We start from the raw sequence: 15,303 nt of genomic DNA, 5'->3' as shown, positions 1-15,303 counted from the left end.
AACATACAATATCGACATAAAACAAGAAATGAAAAAGGACACGTAAGATGAGTTACTCAGTCTCCGTGTCCTTACCTGTTATTTGTATATAGATTATTGGCGAACTAATTCCACGACAGTACCTGTCTTCGCATCCGCAGCAAATTCATATTGTTCCAGTCTTCCGTCTTTCATACGAGAAACTCCTCCACGGTAGACCTCCATAGAAATTACGTGATTTGTATAAGGTTCTGGTTTCATTACGATCCAAGAACCGTCAATTGGACCTTCCTCTTTAAAAGCTTCTTTCACTATTTTAAGAACGTTGTCAGCAGGTACTTCTTCATTTAATTTGTTGAATGCTTCATTTACTACTACTCCTGCAGCAACACCAGTTAAAATGCCAGCTAAAAATTCTTTTACTCTCATGGCCAATTGCAGCCTCCTTCGCAAATCTTTTCTTATAGTGTACCATAGATTAAAAGAGCATGGCGATTCAAATGTCTTTCCTTTTTATCCATTCAGCATATTTTTAATCATCTAATTAAAGAAAATGAGGAACCTAAATAGTTTTCATCTGTTTGCCATCTCGATATAATGCAGGTAGATCGTAAAAAAAGTGAGGGATTTGCATGAAAAAAGAAACTTTGGATTTATTTCGCACATTGACAGAACTTCCCGGCGCTCCAGGAAATGAACATCGCGTCCGGGCTTTTATGCGTGAACAACTTAAAACAAATTCAGACGAGATCATTCAAGACGGTCTGGGCGGCGTGTTTGGTGTCCGAAACGGTAAAGAGGGGCAGCCGAAAATCATGGTAGCCGGACATATGGATGAAGTCGGCTTCATGGTGACAGGCATCACGGACAACGGAATGCTTCGTTTTCAGCCATTAGGCGGCTGGTGGAATCAAGTGCTGCTTGCGCAACGAGTGCAAATTATTACGACCAAAGATACTGTAACAGGTGTCATTGGTTCAATCCCTCCACATTTATTGAGTGATGAAGCACGAGCAAAACCAATGGATATTAAAAATATGCTAATCGATGTCGGTGCAGATGATAAGGCAGATGCAGAAAGTTTTGGAATCCGTCCTGGACAGCAGATTTTGCCGATTTGTCCGTTCACACCAATGGCAAATCCGAAAAAAATTATGGCGAAAGCCTGGGATAATCGATACGGCTGCGGGCTAGCGGTGGAATTGCTGCAGGAAGTGAAAAACGACACGCTGCCGAATACTCTTTATTCCGGTGCAACTGTCATGGAAGAAGTTGGTTTGCGCGGTGCACAGACCGCTGCCCGCATGATCAATCCCGACTTGTTCTTTGCGTTGGATGCAAGTCCTGCGAATGATGCGAGTGGCAATAAAAACGAATTTGGCCAGTTGGGAAAGGGAACGTTGTTGCGTATTTTCGACCGTACGATGGTGACACATCGCGGAATGCGTGAATTCATTTTGGATATGGCGGAAACTCACAACGTGCCCTATCAATATTTTGTTTCCCAAGGCGGAACGGATGCCGGGCAAGTCCATTTATCCAATGAGGGCGTGCCAAGTGCCGTCATCGGAATTTGTTCTCGATACATTCACACGGCGGCTTCGATTATTCATACGGACGATTATGCGGCAGCAAAAGAATTGCTCGTTCATTTAGTGAAAGCTTGCGACAAAACGACTGTCGAAACGATTAAACAAAACAGTTAAGCGGATATCGAGAGAGGAAGGAGGGTGCTGAATGAAATTTATAACAGGTTCTGAAAATCAAGCGAAAATGCGTGCGGTGACGCGGATGATTGAACGCTACCTTGGCAACAGGGACATATCTTCAGCATCCGTCGCTTCTGGTGTGAGTCCACAGCCAATGAGTGACGAAGAAACGAGACAAGGTGCGATTAATAGAGCGGTCGCGGCGAGTGCGTTGCAAGAGGATACATATGGAATCGGATTGGAAGGCGGCGTCCGGATAATCGGAAGGACGATGTATTTATGCAATTGGGGCGCACTTGCCACACCGGATGGTCAGGTGTTTACAGCTGCAGGTGCGCAAATTCCGCTTCCGGAAGACTTGGCTGCCGAAATTAAGAACGGTAAGGAACTGGGAGATGCGGTCGATCACTATTTTAAGAAACAACAAATTCGCCTTTCAGAAGGAGCCATGGGAATGCTTACAGCCCAAACGGTTCCGAGGGATGTATTGTTCGAGCACATCATGCAGCTGTTGATTGGCCAATTCCTATACAGCAAGGCTAGCAGTTGAATATTGCAATAGAGACGGCATGCGATTAGAATAGGACTGATAGAAAATTGTACGGAGTAGAGAAGGGGGGAACCTAGATGTTCCGAAATGGAAAGGTTGTCTTGCTGCTGCTTCTGGCCGTAGTCCTCGTAGGATGCACTCAGAAAGTCGAAGGACTGACTGATGAGGGCTTTGTCGCTGCAAGGGAAGCATTTGAGGCAAATGCTAAAAAAACCAATGAGGCGGCTGGTGACATCCATTTTTACAAGCCGACAACGATGGAAGTGGACAAGCAATCCACTTCTCAAACAATTGTCCTAACGAAACGAAATGATTCATTTTATTTGACTGTCAATCCAAACGAAAAGAAAAATAGCCGTGTCTATTATGATTTGCTGATGACAGATGAACCTGAAAACTTAGTAGGAGCGCAGACATTCGCAAAGGACGAGGTGTTTGGCTTTGTTGCGGTCATACAAAAAAGTGAGAAGTTAGTGGAATTGATTGCTAGTGTAGGTGGAGTGAAAGTGGAGACCGTAACAGATGAAAAGAATATCGACTCTCATTTGGGAAAAATGATGCAAATTGCGCGTTCTGTTCAGCAAGACGAGAAGTGATGAAATAGGACGAACGATTGTTGAGAAGGAGAGTGTCTGGAATGGAAGCTAAAGATTTAGTAGAAGAACTGAAAAATCGTTTACCTAAAGAGAAGTTTGATTGGCAGTTCGATCGTAAGGCTGACAAGCTGCGAATCGTCCATCATACACTTCATAGAGGGATGGATATTTCATTGCCGGAGATTTTGGCGAAGTATGAGTTAAAAAAAGAGCGAGCAATCGATGAAGTAGTCTACACAATCCAAGAAACGTTCCATGCGATGGAGCAGGAGCATGAAAAAGGATTTGTTGGTGAAACAACTATTTATCCTGTTATTCGTTCGACATCGTTCCCGACTGAAAGTGCAGCGGGGCAACCGTTTCTGACGAAGGATCATACAGCGGAAACACGTATTTTTTATGCGCTGGATTTAGGTACGACTTATCGTTTGATTGATGAAGGCATGCTTACTGAGATGGGAATGACGGCTCAGGAAGTACAGGAAGTTGCTATGTTCACAGTGAAGACATTGCCAACTGCCTGGAAACGTGATGAAGTATCCGATAATGTATTTTATTTCATTAATAATAATGATGGCTATGATGCGAGCCGAATATTGAATCAGCCGTTTTTGAAGGAAATGGAACAGAAGATTGAAGGTCATATGGTTGTGTCGGTACCGCATCAAGACGTGTTGATCATCGGAGATATCCGGAATGACACAGGCTATGATGTCATTGCACAAATGGCAATGCAATTTTTCACAACAGGCGCGGTGCCTGTTACATCGCTGTCGTTTATTTATGAAGATGGCAAACTAGAGCCTATTTTTATTATGGCAAAAAATCGATTGGCTAGAAGGGACAAGAAAAAATGAACTTATTTTATAATGCCGCAGGTGTAGGCGATGTTTTATTCGTCCAGTTGACAACTGAACGACCAACTGAAGTAGTATGCGAGCGTAAAAATGATGTAGCGATCCTCAAAGAAGCGAAAACTGGTGATATCATCGGATTCAATTTGTTTGACGTGTCGAGTTACTTCCCGCTTGCTGCAGACGGACAAGTGGAATTAACAGAAGAACTTGTTGAACAACTTCAAGAAGCGCTTAGGAAGAATGAAGTGGAATTTGAACTTGATGTCGACTTCAGTCCGAAATTCGTTGTAGGGTATGTGAAAGAAAAAGAGAAGCATCCAAACGCAGATAAATTGAATATTTGTCAAGTTGACGTGGGCGAAGATACATTGCAAATCGTTTGCGGCGCACCGAATGTTGAAGCTGGACAAAAAGTAGTCGTAGCGAAAGTCGGTGCAGTTATGCCTTCTGGGATGGTTATTCGTGATGCTGAACTACGTGGCGTAGCGTCATCTGGAATGATCTGCTCTGCTAAAGAACTTAACCTGAAGGATTCTCCTGAAGAAAAGGGAATTCTTGTGCTGGACGAGCAAAGAGAAGTTGGAGAAGCTTTCCAACTATAAGGTTATTATAATTATCTAAGTCGATCAGCTTTTGTACGAGGCTAAGTCCAGCTCGCTGCAAAAGCTTTTTTTATGACTTCAGTCGTATAAGAGGTCCGAGAATCTTGTTGCATTTGGATAGGCTGACTCTTGCAATATTCTTTTTATTTTCAACATACATAGATCTGTTTGATTTCCACATAGTGAACCTGTTAAAATAGATTGATTGACATGAAAAGAGTGATACATTTGAGTTGGTTACGAAATATGAAAAGGCGTCTTCAACAAATGGAAGAAGACGGAGAAAAAATAAATGAATCCTATGAAAATTCTATCACCAATGATGATATGGAAGGTAATAAAAAAGTAAACTTTAGATTTCCGATTGTTTCAGATCATGAAATTTATGGATGGGAAAAAGAAATCGAGCACAATGAATATACAAAAGATTATTTACAACAAGAACTAGAAGAAGAATATGAAAAGATTCCGCTTTATCAAAATGCACGCTGGCCTGGCAGATTTGAACAAGAAGGTAAGGTTTATAGATCCGAACCAAAATCTGAATCTCCAAAGCCATCGACGATTGCTAAGATTCGCCCCAAGGCAGCACAAGTGAAAAGCACACCTGTTAAGGAAGCTCTGTCAAAGGTACCTAGAAGACCGTTCTCGCCATCTGAAGTACCGTCTCCTATCTATGGCTATGTTAAGAGCACGCCTGTCTTATCTGCTATGGAAGAAGCTAAGTTAAGAAGAAAGCAAAAAGATGCAATGCAAACGGAAGAACTAGAGGAAACCCAAGCTATAGATGATCTGGACCTGCAACAGGCTGAATCGGTAGATGTTGTGACAGAAATCGAAGAAGTACCTGCAGAAATGACTTCTGATAGTGGTTCAATCGAAGAACTCACACAGCCTTTAGCCGTAGAGGAGTTTGAGAGTGGGAGCAATGAAGTTGCTGTAGCTGAATCTTTTGTTATGGAAGAGCAAGAAACTGAGGAAATAGAGGATGGAGTACAAGAAGTAGAAACAGAAACAGACTCACAGTCAGAATTGCCCCTTTCTATGTCAGATACATCGACGATATCTGCCATTTCAGATGAAGAGGAAGACACGACTGCGATTTCCGAAGCACCAATGGTGGCAGTCCGTGAAATCGAGCAATTGGAAGTGGAAGAATCTGAAACTGATGAGTTTGATGCAGAAGAATCTGAATTAGGAGAAGTGGACGAGGAAATTGATCCTGTTCAAACGATTGAAGAAGATGCTGAATCACAAAAGAAAGAAAAAATCATACCTTTTAATGTATTGATGCTCCAATCGGACAAAGAAAAATTGGCGATGAAACATGCACAATCTTCATTGGAAGATAAAAACGTGCAAGAAGCCGTACAAGAAAAACAACCTTTAGTTGAGAAAACGGTCATTAAACCCTCAGTTGCGCAAGCAGTACAGCCTATTAAGAGCATGGAAGATGAAGTGGACGAAGAACCACTTCCTTCGTATGCATTCCCACCCCTGAATTTCTTGGCACCGCCGGAAGAAGAGGTGAAGGATGAGGAGTGGCTCGAGTCTCAGTCAGCGAAGTTAGAAGAGGCACTGTCATATTTCTCCATTCAAGCGACCGTCATGCAAGCTGTTCAAGGTCCTGCTGTGACGATGTTTGAGTTGACGGTGGAACAAGGGGTAAAAGTAAGCAAAATCCGCAATCTGACGGACGACTTGAAACTTGCTTTGGCAGCGCGGGATATTCGTATTCAAGCTCCTATTCCAGGAACCAGTTTGATCGGAGTAGAAATACCGAATCGTCAAACGAGAGCAGTCCGTATTTCAGAAGTGATAGAAAGTGAGCCCTTTAAAAACTCGGACTCACCTCTAGAAGCTGTTCTTGGACTCAGTTTAACAGGTGAACCGCAAACGATCGACCTGCGCAAAATGCCGCATGGAATGATTGCTGGTGCAACTGGCTCCGGTAAATCAGTCTGTATAAATTCATTGCTGATCAGTTTATTGTATAAAGCATCCTACCATGATCTGAAACTACTGTTGATCGATCCGAAGATGGTTGAGCTTGCTCCTTATAATGGCATTCCGCATTTATTGAGCCCGGTCATTACAGATGTCAAAGCTGCTACTGCTGCTCTAAAATGGGCTGTTGAAGAAATGGAAAGACGGTACGAGCTGTTTGCCCATTCCGGTGTACGAAATATTGAGCGCTATAATGAAATGGTCATGGAATCGCGCCGCTTCTCCTTGAAGATGCCATACATGCTGATCGTTATTGATGAGTTGGCGGATTTGATGATGATGGCGCCGGCAGACGTGGAAATTTCCATTAGCCGAATCACCCAAAAAGCCAGAGCTTGCGGCATTCACTTGATTATCGCGACACAAAGACCATCCGTCGATGTGATTACGGGAACGATCAAAGCAAATATTCCGACACGTATTGCATTCGCGGTCTCGTCACAAGTCGATTCACGGACGATATTGGATTCGGTTGGCGCAGAGAGGCTGCTCGGAAAAGGGGATATGCTGTACTTAGGCAATGGACAGTCAGCTTCTATTCGTCTACAAGGGACATTTGTCACGGATGATGAAATTGAGCGTATAATAGAACACGTTCGTAACGAAGCTGAACCTGACTATCTCTTCGGTCAAGAAGACTTGCTGGCCACAGCTATTCAGGAAGAGGAAATGGATCCATTATTCCAACAGGCATGTTCCTTCATCATTGAGCAGGGGAGTGCGTCCACCTCGATGCTACAAAGACATTTCAGCATCGGATATAACCGTGCGGCCAAACTGATGGATCGTATGGAAGCGAATCAGTTTATTTCTGAGCAAAAAGGAAGTAAACCGAGAGATGTATTTTTGACACATCAAGCATTAGAAAACTTCCTAAACTGAAGAAATCAGTAATTCAGTCGCTAATTTTTTTCTTAAACACATGCTATACTATGACAAGATATAATCTTCAAGCGTAAATATTTTTAGCTGAAGATAAAAAGTGGGATGAAAGAATTCCCGGGAGGTTTCAATATGACATTGTTACACTTTACAGGCATAAAAGGATCGGGAATGAGCTCGCTTGCCCAGTTGCTGCATGATTCTTCTTATAAAATCCAAGGTTCTGACGTAGAGAAATATTTTTTCACGGAAGATCCTTTACATGAACGAAATATAAAAGTCCTACCATTTGACGAAAGCAATATCCAACCTGGTATGAAAGTTATCGCAGGCAATGCTTTTAAAGACGATCATGCCGAATTAAAAAGAGCAGACGAACTTGGAGTAGAAGTGATTCGCTATCATGATTTCCTTGGATCTTATATGGAACAATTCACTTCAATTGGCGTAACTGGCACTCATGGAAAGACGTCCACGACTGGCTTACTTTCCCATGTATTGGGCGGTTTCGCACCGACATCGTACTTAATTGGCGATGGAACTGGTAAAGGCGTAGAGAATAGCGAGTACTTTGTATTCGAAGCGTGCGAATATAAACGGCATTTTTTGGCGTACCATCCAGACTATGCCATTATGACGAATATTGATTTTGACCATCCGGATTATTTTAAGAGCTTGGACGATATTTTGGATGCATTTAGTCAAATGGCAAGTCAGGTGAAGAAAGCATTGATTGCTTGCGGTGATGATGAAAATCTTCAGCGTCTACAGACACAAGTGCCAATCGTTTATTATGGACTCGATTCCTCAAATGATTTCTATGCGACCAACATCGAAAAGGACAGAGTCGGCTGTTCCTTCGACGTGTTTATTCGCAATGAATTCTATCATCGATTCACGGTTCCTTTAACTGGCGATCACGCAATCAAAAATGCGCTTGGTGTCATCACCCTATGCCATTATGAGAATATACCGGCTGAAGTAATCGATGCTCGGTTCGCTACGTTTCCAGGTGTGAAAAGACGTTTTTCTGTCATGGAATTCGAAGGCAGAGTGATCGTGGACGACTATGCGCATCATCCGACTGAAATTCGTGCAACGTTGGATTCTGCACGTCAAAAATACCCGGATCGGGAAGTAGTGGCGGTATTTCAGCCGCACACTTTCACGCGTACGGCTGCGCTTCTAGATCAGTTTGCAGACAGTTTGTCCGATGCCGATCAAGTGTACCTGTGCGATATATTTGGTTCAGCTAGAGAACAGGCAGGAAATTTAACAATTCAGGATTTAGTCAATAAAATTCCGAGTTCTCGCCATTTAACAATAGATGATACATCCGAACTTTCGCGACATCAAAACGCGGTCATCCTATTCATGGGTGCAGGAGATATCCAACAATACTTAGAACAATTCAAATCCAATATTTCCAAAGAAGAGACAGCCTAACCATATGGGGAGGCTGTTTTTTTATCTTATTCAACGGGAGACTTAAATGATGAGATGAAGTAGTTTTTATTGCGTGTTTGAGGGATGTTCAAACGCTCGCTGAACGGCAGGAGAACACAGGTTAATGCCTCCGTCCTGCATCAAAGTTTACTGACCTGCATCACGCAGAACTAAGCACAATTCAAATTTCAGGCGCAATTATTCCAAGGAGTAATCGATAAAATGAAACAATTAATTGGAGATTGTAAAAGGATATCGCTTAGTTTTGTCGAAGAATAGCTATAAGGCGAAAAGTTTAAAAGCTCTTTAAGAAGGGTAAAGTTTTCGTAAGAATATGCTCTAGGGGGATAACGTCGGTGGTTAATTTACTTTATGTCGCAGCAGTTGTGGCTGCGATCGCATTTCTTATTCTTTGTGTCAGTCTTGCCATGACGCTCGGGTCTTTAAAGACTACTTTAAAAAGCGTCTCGCATACAATGGACGACATGACTAAACAACTGGAGGGAGTCACAACAGAAAGTACACAACTCCTTCACAAAACTAATCAGCTGGCTGAGGACTTACAAAGTAAGGCGGAAAAGCTGACCACTGTAGTGGATGCAGTAAAAGGAGTAGGTGATTCGGTAAACAACTTGAATCAATCCGTGCACCGTATTTCCAGCTCTGTTACTACACAGGCTGAACAAAACAGTGAAAAAATAGCCCAAGTCTTGCAGTGGGGAACCGTGGCAGTTGGTCTCTACGATCAAGTGAAAGAACGGAAACCGGCAAAGTCCACTGGCTGGACACTATATAAGGCCCGCTCCTAGTTCAAGCATTTTCCTTAGCAGCATACCAAACATTCAACACACAGGAGGAAGTAAAATGACAGAAAACAAACCGAACTACAATACAAACCAAGGTACCTACGCAAACACGTACGGTGAACCACAATACCCGGCAAATTACACGTACCGTTCTACAAACGATTTATATGAAGAAGATAACAGCGGAACAGGAAGCTTCCTGGCCGGAGCAATTATCGGAGGTGTCATCGGCGCAGCCACTGCACTTTTCTTGGCACCGAAAACAGGACGTGAGATGCGTGAAGATTTCACAACACAAGCAGCACAACTGAAAGATAAAAGCATTGAACTTAGCTCAACTGCAAAAGATAAAGCAATAGAATTATCAAGTACAGCAAAAGATAAAACGGCGGATTGGACGGACGTTGCCAAAGAGAAAACAGCTGCATTCACTTCCGCTGCAAAAGACAAATCATCGGAACTTTCTCAAACAATCCAAGAGCAATCTGGTCAGTTAGTGGATAAAGTGAAATCCGTTGCAGGCAAGACAAATATTCCAATGGATGATGGAACAGTGTCTTCAGAAGGTGAAGAGGCAACAGAATATAAAAGCATGAAGGAAAGCAAAGAAGAGTCTGGCAAGATCAAGAAAGCGGATCAATCTGTAGACCAAAATGAAAAAGAGAAGCCGCATAAAAATGTAAACCCGAATAAAACTGTGAGTGCAAGCAAAAAATAATGCTCAATAAATTAAGAGGCTGTCATTTTCTATATGAGAATGACAGCCTCTTTACGCTTTATTCAAATTGAATTTCCAGTCGGTCTCCGCCAAAAATAGGTTCATTGAAACGAATGGATTCTCCGTTACGCAGCAAAAGATAAGCAGAAGCGGAGTTAGTAGGCAGCGAGAAATCTGTGAATGAAAAAATGTCGCTGAAAATGATAGGTGCATCTGAGACGGACTTAAATTCTACTTGATCTTCGGGTTGAACCTGATAAGCATGGTCCGCCAGCTGACCGTTGATGAATACGGCAGTGCGTTGTTTCTTGATACTGACAGGTTCAGTATTGAACATAACATCTGCACGAGCTTCCAAGATAATCTCCAATTCGTCCGCAATTTCTTTAATAGATAAAGGCTCAGGAGATCTGGTCTCAATGATATCGCCGTCTTGGATTATATATTGATGAGTAATCTCTCTACCATCTACGAGATATTTAGACGGACGATGTTTCAGGATATGATTGCTCCCGTTCCACTTTACGGAAAACGATTCTGCAGATACTTTCGGATGTTGTATGCTGTACACTTTTTCAATAGCCGCACCTAATGTGTTTGCTTGCCGTACAATCAATTCATCACGATCTGAGACCATAGTGTCTATAGAGGCAACTTGTCCGTTCAGTAATACCTCGCTGTCAACTGTTACAGCCAAACCATCTAAGTGAAAATGGATCGATGCAGGGCCATCTACTAAATCTTTAACTGCAGCTTCCGCGTCTTTGCCGTCCATTCCGAAATCTAGTTCAATTACATCTTGATTACGAATACGATCTTTCGTGCTGGCTTCTCTGCCATTTAATAAAATCGTGGTGGAAGACCCGTGTTCGCCAGGAATTGTTACCCAGCGCCCGTTTACTTTCACTGTCAAAGCGAGTCCGGGCTTTCCGTATAATTGACGAGCAGTGACATGCGCTGCAAGTAATGCGTCGCCGACTGTCATTTCTTTTAGTTCGAAAAGACGAATATCCTGCTCGTTGACTGTGATGGACATGTAGTGAATCGGTGCTCTCTTCGCAGCAATGGCAATTCCAATCGGCGTGACGAGTGCAGGGGAAGCTTCAATCGTGTCGTTAAGAGTGACGCCTGTCAATGCATCCAAGCTTCGAATCGCCACCCGGTTCTCAGGCAGCTCCAGTTGGACGCTTAACTCTTTTGATAATGTGGGCGTCAAACTTCCGCCTCCAACAATCATAACAGCCTGCGGAGAGGTCCCGTTATTTAATCTTCTAATCTCTTCGCTGATCGAAATAGCCAAGCGTTTTACAGCAGGACGAATGACGTCAATAACTTCCTCCGCTGGAATTTCTTGTTCGAACCCCAAAATATCGTGAACGGTGAGCGTTTCCTGCGAAGCTATTTGACGTTTCATTTGTTCGGCAAGCGGGAAGTCGAGCAAGTAATGACTGCTCAAAGTTTCCGTTACTTCATCACCTGCTACCGGGACCATGCCATACGCTGTTACGGTATTTTCATTCGCGATCGCAATATCCGATGTACCGGCGCCAATATCGACTAATGCAATATTCAACCTTCTCATGGAAGGCGGGATGAGGACATTAATCGCGGCAATCGGTTCAAGGGTTAATGCTTCCATCTCTAAATCTGCCCGTTTTAACGCCGCGAGTAATGATTCAACGACAACACGCGGTAAGAATGTAGCGATAACTTCGACTGTTGCTTCTTTTCCTTTCTGGTCGATCAGACTGCCGATTTCCTCGCCATTTAATTTATAGTGAAGTACGGAATAGCCAACACAGTAATAATGATCGTCCTCTTTCAGTTCATCCGAAGTGAGCAAAGTTTGCTGTGCATTCTGAACCGCTGATAATTCCAAGCGGTTAATATCCTCAGTCGAAATCAATGGTCGTTCCGAGATATCAATCGTTATGGAGCCTTCTGCTGTCTTCAGAGAGCGACCTGCCGCTGCCACGCTGACATGCTGCAACTTACCATGATGCTGTTCTAGCTCTTGTTTAATCTCTTGAATGATAGACGCCACGCTTAAAATATTATGTATTTGTCCGTCAATCATCGAGCGTTCCTTATGTTCTTTCGAAATTAAATCGATGATATGAAACGAATCATCATATTCTTCCAGCACAATACCGACTACAGAACGCGTTCCGATGTCGAGTGCAAATAATGTGTTAACCAGGATTTTCAACCTCTTTTCAAGCTTTATTCTATGTGAAAATAGTGAAAATGTATTAATTCGGTGAAATTGCGTGACTTTTCAAAGATAAGTCATTATACTTGGTCTATTATATAAAAATGTAACATAGATTCCGGACTTAGAAAAGGATGATATGTGCGGGGAGGAGACAGAATGATGAGCAAGCAAGATTTAGGTGAGTTAAGAGGTCGCATTGATCAGTTAAACAATAATATTTTGGATTTGATCAATGAGCGTACCGCCATTGTACAAGAAATTGGTAAACTTAAGGAAAAGCAAGGTGTGAATAGATATGATCCAATCCGCGAACGGGAGATGCTAAACGTCTTAAAGGATGCGAATAACGGTCCATTACCAGACGGAATCCTGGAGCAAGTGTTCAAATCGATTTTCATGTCAGCGCTTGAGGTGCAGCAAGATGAGCAGAAGAACGCATTGCTCGTATCCCGTGCACGGAAAGCTGAAGATACAATTGTAAATGTGAACGGCCAGAAAATCGGAGGTGGGGAACCTACTTTCATTTATGGTCCTTGCGCAGTAGAATCTTACGAGCAAGTATTGGCTGTTGCACAATCTATCAAAGCAAAAGGCTTAACGATGATTCGTGGTGGAGCTTACAAGCCGCGTACATCTCCATATGACTTCCAAGGGCTTGGTCTGGAAGGACTGAAAATTTTAAAAAGAGTTGCGGATGAGACAGGACTTTCCATTGTCACTGAAATCATCACACCAGCACATTTGGAGGAAGCACTCGAGTATATCGATGTAATCCAAATTGGTGCTCGTAATATGCAGAACTTCGAATTGCTGAAAGAAGCGGGCATGGTTGATAAGCCGGTACTTCTGAAGCGCGGAATGTCTGCTACGATTTCTGAGTTTGTTAACGCAGCTGAATATATTATCTCTAAAGGAAATACTGAAATTATGCTATGTGAGCGTGGAATCCGTACATACGAAACGGCTACACGAAATACACTCGATATTTCAGCGGTTCCAATTTTGAAGCAAGAAACGCATTTGCCGGTATTCGTCGACGTGACGCACTCTACAGGACGCAAAGACCTATTGCTTCCAACAGCGAAAGCAGCGATTGCAGTAGGAGCAGATGGTGTCATGGCAGAAGTTCATCCGGATCCTGCAGTAGCACTGTCGGATTCAGCACAACAAATGAACCTAGAGCAGTTTGATACGTTCTATGAAGAAATGAATCGCTTCATGAAGACACACCAAACAATCTGACAATCAGGCACCGATCCCAGTAATGAGGATCGGTGCCTTCTATATAAGTTGAACAACTGATTTTTTACTTATTCACACTAAGTTGCTTGGAGTGGAAGGCATCTTCCTGGAACGGAAAGTGACGGTTGAGACCGTTCATTTCTTTAATTCATCGTATGTACATAATTAGAAATTTTAAAATAAAGAAAAAACCCTATAAAGATGGGCAACACTGTATACTAGTATAGAATAAGGATCGTTGGGAGGATTGGAAATGGCTATCACCATTTACGATGTAGCAAGAGAAGCAAACGTATCTATGGCAACGGTTTCACGAGTAGTTAATGGAAATCAAAATGTCAAGCCTGCTACTCGAAAAAAAGTATTGGATTGTATTGAGAGGTTAGGATACAGACCGAACGCAGTCGCTAGAGGGTTGGCTAGCAAAAGGACAACAACGATTGGTGTCATTGTTCCTGACATGTCCAAAAGCTATTATGCAGAATTATCTAGAGGAATTGCAGATGTGGCGACGATGTATGAATACAATATCATCATCTCCAACTCAGACAAGAGCACTTCACGGGAAGTCGAACTTTTTGAAGATCATTTAGGAAAACAAGTGGACGGCTTAATTTTCATGAGTGATTCGATCTCTCCAGAAGTGCGGGCAGAAATGAAGACTGCCAATGTACCGATTGTTTTGGCGGGTACATTGGATTTTGAAACCAATTTACCCTCGGTGAATATTGATCATGAACAAGCCGCTTATGATGTCGTTAAGAAATTAATTGATAATGGGCATAAGCGAATTGCCTTCGTATCAGGCCCGTTCACACGTGATATTAACCGTGTGTGTAAACGGGTAGGTTATATCCGGGCTCTAGAAGAAGCCGGTATGCCGATTGATGAATCATTGATTGTCGAGACAGATAATACGTATGATGATGCCTATGAAAGTTGGAATGTATTAGGGAAATTGGCAGATCATCCAACAGCTGTTATGACTAGCAGCGATGAGGTGGCGGTTGGAATTATGAATGGCGTACGTGATGAAGGTCTGAGTATACCAGATGATGTAGAAATCATTTGTTTCCAACACTCCATTCTCGCAAGAATCGTCCGTCCACAACTGTCGGCTATTGTCGTTCCTTTGTATGACCTCGGTGCAGTATCCATGCGTTTGCTGACAAAGTTGATCAATGAAGAAGAGGTAGAAGAAACAGAGGTTATCTTACCGTATCATCTAGAAGAGCGCCAGTCTGTAAAGTAAAAACGAGCAACTTATCATTTGGATAAGTTGCTTGTTTGTGTAGATTAAGAAACTAGTGGGTGAGGCACCGTTGACCTGCATTCCGGGCGGTTGCTTTCCGCGTGGCTCCTGCGGGGTTTCACCTGTCGGGCTAATCCCACAGGAAAAGCCGGAACGAAAAACGGCTTTTGCGAACAAAAGCGTAGCGTTGAGAGCATATTTTCGCCTTTCGCCGCCTTCCACCACGATCAACTGGCGTAATATCCTGAGGATGATGGATATAGGAAATAACATTCGAGTTAAAGAATAGAAATATTTTTTTCAAGGAAGAAAATGGCAAAATTTCCACAGAGTTCCCACTATGTATAAAATCTTCGGTATGCAAGCACAGACGATCTTACATCATTTAATTACACTATCATATATTCGCCTTTATTCTATGTAGGCTACATAGTCAAGCAAC

At 42.7% G+C, this 15,303-nt stretch carries 13 protein-coding genes; 11 read left to right on the top strand and 2 right to left on the bottom strand.

All coding sequences use genetic code 11. From position 1 onward, the window contains the following. Positions 1–93: 93 nt before the first annotated feature. Positions 94–408 carry a PepSY domain-containing protein gene (locus MKY93_RS11045; RefSeq protein WP_340759080.1) on the bottom strand — a complete coding sequence of 105 codons (315 nt, stop codon included), beginning with the start codon at positions 406–408 and terminating at the stop codon, positions 94–96. 203 nt (positions 409–611) lie between these two features. On the opposite strand from MKY93_RS11045, the gene MKY93_RS11040 reads away from it, so the two are divergent. From MKY93_RS11040 to MKY93_RS11000, 9 genes are all read left to right on the top strand, one after another. Continuing rightward, positions 612–1,685 (top strand): M42 family metallopeptidase, encoded by a 1,074-nt coding sequence (locus MKY93_RS11040; protein WP_009497714.1) that lies wholly within the window; start codon positions 612–614, stop codon positions 1,683–1,685. A gap of 31 nt (positions 1,686–1,716) precedes the next feature. Further along, positions 1,717–2,238, top strand: a complete 522-nt coding sequence (locus MKY93_RS11035) for a DUF84 family protein (protein WP_340759079.1) — start codon at positions 1,717–1,719, stop codon at positions 2,236–2,238. A gap of 77 nt (positions 2,239–2,315) precedes the next feature. Continuing rightward, positions 2,316–2,834: a hypothetical protein gene (locus MKY93_RS11030; protein WP_340759078.1), complete on the top strand. Its 519-nt coding sequence runs from the start codon at positions 2,316–2,318 to the stop codon at positions 2,832–2,834. A gap of 41 nt (positions 2,835–2,875) precedes the next feature. Continuing rightward, positions 2,876–3,691, top strand: a complete 816-nt coding sequence (locus tag MKY93_RS11025) for a DUF1444 domain-containing protein (RefSeq protein ID WP_009497711.1) — start codon at positions 2,876–2,878, stop codon at positions 3,689–3,691. After that, positions 3,688–4,293: a YtpR family tRNA-binding protein gene (gene ytpR / locus MKY93_RS11020; protein ID WP_340759077.1), complete on the top strand. Its 606-nt coding sequence runs from the start codon at positions 3,688–3,690 to the stop codon at positions 4,291–4,293. The genes MKY93_RS11025 and ytpR overlap by 4 nt, the downstream gene beginning before the upstream one ends. A 246-nt stretch (positions 4,294–4,539) precedes the next feature. Then, a complete protein-coding gene (locus MKY93_RS11015) occupies positions 4,540–7,182 on the top strand; it encodes a DNA translocase FtsK (RefSeq protein ID WP_340759076.1) in 2,643 nt (880 codons plus the stop codon). Between the two features lie 132 nt (positions 7,183–7,314). Then, complete coding sequence (gene murC / locus MKY93_RS11010) at positions 7,315–8,628, top strand: UDP-N-acetylmuramate--L-alanine ligase (protein WP_340759075.1); 1,314 nt, start codon at positions 7,315–7,317, stop codon at positions 8,626–8,628. Positions 8,629–8,984: 356 nt separating this feature from the next. Continuing rightward, on the top strand, positions 8,985–9,437 hold the full coding sequence (locus tag MKY93_RS11005) for a DUF948 domain-containing protein (RefSeq protein WP_221836371.1): 453 nt from the start codon (positions 8,985–8,987) through the stop codon (positions 9,435–9,437). Positions 9,438–9,492: 55 nt separating this feature from the next. After that, positions 9,493–10,152 carry a YtxH domain-containing protein gene (locus MKY93_RS11000; protein WP_078816922.1) on the top strand — a complete coding sequence of 220 codons (660 nt, stop codon included), beginning with the start codon at positions 9,493–9,495 and terminating at the stop codon, positions 10,150–10,152. Positions 10,153–10,210: 58 nt separating this feature from the next. Here MKY93_RS11000 and MKY93_RS10995 read toward each other — a convergent pair whose 3' ends face one another. Further along, the gene (locus tag MKY93_RS10995; RefSeq protein WP_340759074.1) at positions 10,211–12,361 is read right to left on the bottom strand and encodes a cell division protein FtsA; all 2,151 of its coding nucleotides are present in this window, start codon (positions 12,359–12,361) and stop codon (positions 10,211–10,213) included. A 165-nt stretch (positions 12,362–12,526) separates the two neighbouring features. On the opposite strand from MKY93_RS10995, the gene MKY93_RS10990 reads away from it, so the two are divergent. Together MKY93_RS10990 and ccpA are read left to right on the top strand one after the other, a co-directional pair. Next, the gene (locus MKY93_RS10990) at positions 12,527–13,609 is read left to right on the top strand and encodes a bifunctional 3-deoxy-7-phosphoheptulonate synthase/chorismate mutase (RefSeq protein WP_040759645.1); all 1,083 of its coding nucleotides are present in this window, start codon (positions 12,527–12,529) and stop codon (positions 13,607–13,609) included. A gap of 253 nt (positions 13,610–13,862) precedes the next feature. Then, positions 13,863–14,861: a catabolite control protein A gene (gene ccpA, locus MKY93_RS10985; protein ID WP_078816921.1), complete on the top strand. Its 999-nt coding sequence runs from the start codon at positions 13,863–13,865 to the stop codon at positions 14,859–14,861. Positions 14,862–15,303 lie beyond the last annotated feature (442 nt).

The sequence above is a fragment of the Sporosarcina sp. FSL W7-1283 genome (assembly GCF_038003105.1).
Classification (GTDB): Bacteria; Bacillota; Bacilli; order Bacillales_A; family Planococcaceae; genus Sporosarcina; species Sporosarcina newyorkensis.
The sequence above is the reverse complement of the archived record's forward strand: the minus strand, read 5'-3'. Positions and strand labels throughout refer to the sequence as shown.